Genomic DNA, 6,638 nt, shown 5'->3' with positions numbered 1-6,638 from the left:
CAACGCTTTTCCTTCGGTCGGCCACCCTCCTATAAACAAAGAGGACCTGCCGCAAGGCAGGTCCTCTTTTAGGGAGTATTGATTACTCCTCGATGTCGATAACAACGCCGGAACCCACGGTACGGCCACCCTCACGGATAGCGAAACGCAGGCCCTTCTCAATGGCGATGGGGGTGATCAGCTCCACCTTCATGTCCACGTTGTCGCCGGGCATGCACATCTCAGTGCCCTCGGGCAGAGTGATGACGCCGGTAACGTCGGTGGTACGGAAGTAGAACTGAGGACGATAGTTGTTGAAGAAGGGGGTGTGACGGCCGCCCTCGTCCTTGCTCAGGACGTACACCTGGCCGGTGAACTTGGTGTGGGGGTGGATGGAGTTGGGCTTACACAGAACCTGGCCGCGCTCGATGTCGGTCTTGGCAACGCCGCGCAGCAGGGTGCCGATGTTGTCGCCGGCCTCAGCGTAGTCCAGCAGCTTGCGGAACATCTCGATGCCGGTAACGACGGTCTTCTTCTTCTCGTCGGTCAGGCCAACGATCTCCACTTCCTCGTTCATCTTGATGACGCCGCGCTCCACACGACCGGTAGCCACGGTGCCGCGGCCGGTGATGGTGAACACGTCCTCAACGGGCATCAGGAAGGGCAGGGTGTCGTCGCGGGGAGGAGTGGGGATATAGGAGTCGACAGCGTCCATCAGCTCCTTGATGCAGGCGAAGTCGGGATCGTCCACATTGCCGGACTCGCAGGTCAGGGCGTTCAGAGCGGAACCCTTGATGATGGGGATGTCGTCGCCGGGGAACTCGTACTTGGACAGGACCTCACGGACCTCCATCTCAACCAGCTCCAGCAGCTCCTCGTCGTCCACCTGATCGCACTTGTTCAGGAAGACCACGATGGCGGGCACGCCCACCTGACGGGCCAGCAGGATGTGCTCACGGGTCTGAGCCATGGGGCCGTCGGTGGCGGCGATGACCAGGATAGCGCCGTCCATCTGAGCAGCGCCGGTGATCATGTTCTTGATATAGTCGGCGTGGCCCGGGCAGTCAACGTGGGCATAGTGACGGGCGTCAGTCTCGTACTCCACGTGGGCAGTGTTGATGGTGATACCGCGCTCGCGCTCCTCGGGAGCCTTATCGATGCTGGAGTAATCCTCATACTGGGCCTGACCCTTCAGAGCCAGATACTTGGTGATAGCGGCGGTCAGAGTGGTCTTGCCGTGGTCAACGTGGCCGATGGTGCCAATGTTGACATGGGGCTTGGTACGCTCAAATTTAGCCTTAGCCATTTTAAGTGTCCTCCTTAATTGCTCAAAATGAGTGAGAGTCATTTCCACATAAATGCGAAAATATTGTATAGCATTGCAGGGTAAAATGCAACACTTTTATTTTGCTTTTCCAGGAAAAGCAATGACACCGGCGGTGCGGAGGGGCCTTCCGGCGCCCTCCGCCGTCCGGTTAGCTGAAAATCAGTCTTCCTTACGGCCCCGCTCGGCAATGATCTTGTCGGCAATGCTCTTGGGGATCTCCACATAGCTGTGGGGCTCCATGGAGTACTGGCCGCGGCCCTGAGTGGAGGAGCGCAGGTCAGTGGCGTAGCCGAACATGCTGGCCAGAGGCACCAGGGCGTCCACCTGGGTGGCGCCGGGGCGGCTCTCCTGGCCCTGGATCATGCCGCGGCGGCTGGTCAGGTCGCCGATGACGTTGCCCAGGTACTCGTCAGGCACGATGACGGAAACCTTCATCACAGGCTCCAGCAGCACGGCGTTGGCCTTGCGGCAGGCCTCCTTAAAGGCCATGGAACCGGCGATCTTAAAGGCCATCTCGGAGGAGTCCACCTCGTGGTAGGAGCCGAAGGTCAGGTGGACCTTCACATCCACAACGGGATAACCGGCCAGAATACCGGCCTGCATGGCCCCCTGGATACCGGCGTCAACGGCGGGGATATACTCCTTGGGGATGACACCACCGGTGATCTCGTTGAGGAACTCATAGCCCTTACCGGGCTCGTTGGGCTCCACGGTGATGCGGACATGGCCGTACTGGCCCTTACCGCCGGACTGACGGGCATACTTGGTGTCCTGCTCCACGCTCTTCTTGATGGTCTCCTTGTAGGCCACCTGGGGCGCGCCCACGTTGGCCTCCACCTTGAACTCCCGGAGCAGACGGTCCACGATGATCTCCAGGTGGAGCTCGCCCATGCCGGCGATGATGGTCTGACCGGTCTCCTCGTCGGTGTAGGTCTTGAAGGTGGGATCCTCCTCGGCCAGCTTCACCAGAGCGATGCCCATCTTCTCCTGACCGGCCTTGGTCTTGGGCTCGATGGCCACCCGGATGACGGGGTCGGGGAACTCCATGGACTCCAGGATGATGGGAGCCTTGTCGTCGCACAGGGTGTCGCCGGTGGTGGTGTTCTTCAGACCCACGGCGGCGGCGATGTCGCCGGAGTAGACCTCCTCGATATCCTCCCGGTGGTTGGCGTGCATCTGCAGGATGCGGCCCATGCGCTCCCGCTGGTTCTTGGTGCTGTTGAGCACGGTGGAACCGGTGGTGAGCTTACCGGAGTACACACGGAAGAAGGACAGACGGCCCACGTAGGGGTCGGTCATGATCTTGAACGCCAGAGCGGAGAAGGGGGCGTTGTCATCGGCGGGACGCTCGTCCTCTTCCTCGGTGTCGGGATCCACACCCTTGATGGCGGGGATGTCCAGGGGGGAGGGCATGAAGTCCACGATGGCGTCCAGCAGCTTCTGCACGCCCTTGTTGCGGTAAGAGGTGCCGCAGGTCACGGGGACCAGCAGGTTCTCAATGGTGCCCTTGCGCAGAGCCCGGCGGAGCATCTCCTCGGGGATAGGCTTCTCTTCCAGGGCCAGCTCCATGATCTCGTCGTCGATGTCGGCGCAGGCGTCCACCAGCTTGGTGCGGTACTCCTGGGCCAGCTCCATCATGTCGGCGGGGATCTCCTCCACACGCATGTCCTTGCCCAGCTCGTCATAGTAGATGTCGGCGTCCATCTCCACCAGATCGATGATGCCCTTGAAGGTATCCTCGGAGCCGATGGGCAGCTGGATGGGCACGGCGTTACACTTCAGCCGGTCATGGATCATGTTGAGCACGTTGTAGAAATCGGCACCCATGATGTCCATCTTGTTGACGTAGATCATGCGGGGGACCTTGTAGTGGTCTGCCTGGCGCCACACAGTCTCGGACTGGGGCTCCACGCCGCCCTTGGCGCACATGACGGTGACGGAGCCGTCCAGCACGCGCAGGGAGCGCTCCACCTCCACGGTGAAGTCCACGTGGCCCGGGGTGTCGATGATGTTGATACGGGTCTGGGGGAACTGCTGCTTGGACCCGGTCCAATAGCAGGTGGTGGCGGCGGAGGTGATGGTGATGCCGCGCTCCTGCTCCTGAGCCATCCAGTCCATGGTGGCGGTGCCGTCATGGGTCTCACCGATCTTGTAGTTGACACCGGTGTAGTACAGGATTCGCTCGGTGGTGGTGGTCTTGCCGGCGTCGATGTGAGCCATGATGCCAATGTTTCTGGTGTTCTCTAAGGTAACTTTCCTAGGCATACTCTAACTCCTTCTTACCAGCGATAGTGGGCGAAGGCCTTGTTGGACTCGGCCATCTTATGGGTGTCCTCACGCTTCTTGACGGCGGAACCCAGGTTGTTGGCGGCGTCCATGATCTCGCCGGCCAGGCGCTCCTTCATGGTCTTCTCGCTGCGGGCGCGGGAGTAGTTGGTCAGCCACCGCAGACCCAGGGTCTGCCGGCGCTCGGGCCGGACCTCGATGGGCACCTGGTAGGTGGCGCCGCCCACGCGGCGGGCCTTGACCTCCAGGGACGGCATGATGTTCTCCAGAGCGGTGGTGAACACGTCCAGGGGATCCTTGTCGGTCTTCTCCTTGATGATGTCGAAAGCTCCGTAGACCACCTTCTGGGCCACGCCCTTCTTACCGTCCAGCATGATGCTGTTGACCAGCTTGGTCACCAGGACGGAGTTGTACATGGGATCGGGCAGAACCTCCCGCTTGGGTACGTTTCCTCTTCTGGGCACTTTGCTTCCCTCCTTCATAGTATGATTTCATAGGTACTCGAAGGCGTATGAACGCCCCCGTGTAAGACAAGTGCCTGCTTGTCCAGTGCCCCACAGAAAACGCCCCTATCTATATAGGAAAGCGCTTTTTGCAAGGACAACTGCCTTGCGCTTGACGCGCGTTGATTCATTCAGATGGTTGAGAAATAATTTCCTTGAAATTACTTCTTGCCGGCCTTGGGCCGCTTGGCGCCGTACTTGGAACGGGCCTGCATCCGGTTGGCAACGCCCTGGGCATCCAGAGTGCCGCGGATGATGTGGTAACGAACGCCGGGCAGGTCCTTGACACGGCCGCCGCGGATCATAACCACGGAGTGCTCCTGCAGGTTGTGGCCCACACCGGGAATATAAGCGGTAACCTCGTAGCCGTTGGTCAGACGCACACGGGCGATCTTCCGCAGGGCGGAGTTAGGCTTCTTCGGGGTGGAGGTACGAACAGCGGTGCACACACCTCTCTTCTGGGGAGAAGGCAGGTCGGTCTCACGGTTCTTCAGGGTGTTCAGGCCCTTCTGCATGGCGGGGGAGTTGGACTTGTAGGTCACGGCTTCCCGTCCCTTACGCACGAGCTGGTTAAACGTAGGCATGGTTTTCCTCCTTTCTATGATTCTGAGACTTATATTTTAACGGGATAATCAAAAATTATACCGTTAAAACCAGATCAATGGAGCAGCGCGGCCACCGCGCTGCCCACGGCGATGCCGCAGGCGGAGCCCAGTTCCTTCATCTGGGCCACCCGTTCCACGGGGATCCCCTTTTCCGCGCACAGGGTCTCCACCGGGGCGGTCACTCTGGGATCGGCGTCGCCCGCCAGGTAGACACAGGCGGCTTTCCCGTCGTTGATGGCTCTTTTGGTCTGCTTGACGCCGACCACCCTTGGTCCTTGCTTCAGCGCCGTCAACATCAGGACGCCTCCTTCCGGTCTCATGGGCCAAATCAGGAACTTTTCTCCTCTGTTCGGCCCTGGCAGGCACACCTGCGCAATTCCGGATTATATCATACCCCAAAAGGGAAGTCAATCAGAAAATCACTGGATTTCCAAGGCTTTTCCGCCTTTTCCCCGTCGGAATGCCGGAAGGGCGGCCCGCACGGAGCGGACCGCCCTTCCGGGGGGAGTCGGGAGGAAATCAGAAGGGCCCGTAGCCGATGGCGTTGGCGATGACGATCAGGATGAAGCCGGAGGCGATCAGGCAGGCGTAGACCTTCCAGGCGAACTTGAACCAGCGGCCGTAGTCCATGCCGCACAGGGAGAGCTGCAGCAGAGCGGCGGTGGGCCAGAAGGTGTTGGTGAAGCCGTCGCCGTACTGGTAGGCCAGCACCAGCACCTGCTGGTTGATGCCCAGCACCTGGCCCAGGGGCTGGAGGATGGGCATCATGACCACGGCCTTGCCGCTGCCGGAGGCCACGAAGAAGTTGAAGCCGGTGACGAACAGGAAGATGATGAGCAGGGTGATAACGGGGCTCTTGCCCTCCAGCACGCCGGAGACGGCGTGGATGATGGTGTCGGTGATGTTGCCCTCGGTGAGGAGCACGGACACCGCCCGGCTGAAGCCGATGACCATGGTGGGGGCGATGGTGCCCGCCATGCCCTTGCCGAACTCCACGCAGGCCTGGGAGGGGTTGATCCTGAAGAGGATGACGCCGATGATGGTCACGGGGAAGTAGATGGCGGCGATCTCCGGCAGGCCCCACTTCCACTGGAGGGAGCCCACCACGGTGAGCAGCACGGTGGCCAGGAAGAGGACGATGAGGACCACCCGCTTGCCGTCAAAGACCAGGCCCTTCTCAAACTCCATGGGAGCGGTCTGCTCCTCCAGATAGTTCTCGCCCATGATGCTGTTCTTGGGGTCCTTTTTGATCTGGATGCAGTAGCGCAGCAGGAAGAACAGGGCGATGACATAGAACACCACCAGGCCCACGGCGCGGAAGCCGATGCCGGAGTACATGGGCAGGCCCACCAGAGTCTGGGCCACGCCGGTGGTGTAGGGGTTGACCATGCCGCAGGTGAAGCCCACGGCGGTGGACAGCAGGATGACCGCGGTGCCCACCATCTTATCATAGCCCAGGGTGATGAACAGGGAGATGATAATGGGGTAGAAGGGATACAGCGCGTCCAGGTAGCCGATGACGCCCAGGCCAACGAACAGGGTGAAGAACAGCACCACCATGATGATGCCCTTGCCGTTGGTCTTCTGGATCAGGGCCTGGATGCCGGCGGAGAAGGCGCCGGTCATGTTGATGATCTGGATGCAGCCGCTGATCAGCAGCACGGAGCCGATGATGTTGGAGCTCTCCACGATGCCCTGATGCAGCGAAGTGAAGAACTGCAGAAAGCCCACAGGGGTCTGGTCGATATAGGTGAAGTTGTCGGGGTCCACGGCGCCGGTGACGGCGTCCCGGGCGTAGGTGCCGGCGGGGATGATGTAGGTCATCGCGGTGATGATGAGCATCAGAATCAGGATGACGATGTACACGTGGGGCAGACTAAAGCCTCTTTTCTTCTTTTCCAGTGTGTTTCCCATTCTCAAAAACCTCCTCTTGCGTGT

6 protein-coding genes are annotated in these 6,638 nt (G+C 60.4%); all 6 read right to left on the bottom strand.

Going from position 1 to position 6,638, the window contains the following annotated elements; translation table 11 throughout:
• Window positions 1–82 precede the first annotated feature (82 nt).
• The 6 genes from tuf to H6B51_RS03985 all read right to left on the bottom strand — a co-directional run bounded on the left by tuf (window position 83) and on the right by H6B51_RS03985 (window position 6,614).
• Window positions 83–1,285, bottom strand: a complete 1,203-nt coding sequence (tuf, locus tag H6B51_RS04010; protein WP_204882452.1) for an elongation factor Tu — start codon at window positions 1,283–1,285, stop codon at window positions 83–85.
• A 180-nt stretch (window positions 1,286–1,465) separates the two neighbouring features.
• Window positions 1,466–3,571 (bottom strand): elongation factor G, encoded by a 2,106-nt coding sequence (gene fusA / locus H6B51_RS04005; RefSeq protein ID WP_204882451.1) that lies wholly within the window; start codon window positions 3,569–3,571, stop codon window positions 1,466–1,468.
• A 14-nt stretch (window positions 3,572–3,585) separates the two neighbouring features.
• Window positions 3,586–4,056, bottom strand: a complete 471-nt coding sequence (gene rpsG / locus H6B51_RS04000; protein ID WP_204882450.1) for a 30S ribosomal protein S7 — start codon at window positions 4,054–4,056, stop codon at window positions 3,586–3,588.
• 200 nt (window positions 4,057–4,256) lie between these two features.
• Entirely contained in the window at window positions 4,257–4,679 is a 423-nt protein-coding gene (rpsL, locus tag H6B51_RS03995; RefSeq protein WP_204882449.1) for a 30S ribosomal protein S12, read from the bottom strand.
• Window positions 4,680–4,753: 74 nt separating this feature from the next.
• Window positions 4,754–4,996: a ribosomal L7Ae/L30e/S12e/Gadd45 family protein gene (locus H6B51_RS03990; RefSeq protein ID WP_204882448.1), complete on the bottom strand. Its 243-nt coding sequence runs from the start codon at window positions 4,994–4,996 to the stop codon at window positions 4,754–4,756.
• A gap of 223 nt (window positions 4,997–5,219) precedes the next feature.
• On the bottom strand, window positions 5,220–6,614 hold the full coding sequence (locus H6B51_RS03985) for a YfcC family protein (RefSeq protein ID WP_204882447.1): 1,395 nt from the start codon (window positions 6,612–6,614) through the stop codon (window positions 5,220–5,222).
• Window positions 6,615–6,638 lie beyond the last annotated feature (24 nt).

Origin of the sequence: Pseudoflavonifractor phocaeensis, from assembly GCF_016901955.1 — a bacterium.
Taxonomy (GTDB): domain Bacteria; phylum Bacillota; class Clostridia; order Oscillospirales; family Oscillospiraceae; genus Flavonifractor; species Flavonifractor phocaeensis_A.
The sequence above is the reverse complement of the archived record's forward strand: the minus strand, read 5'-3'. Positions and strand labels throughout refer to the sequence as shown.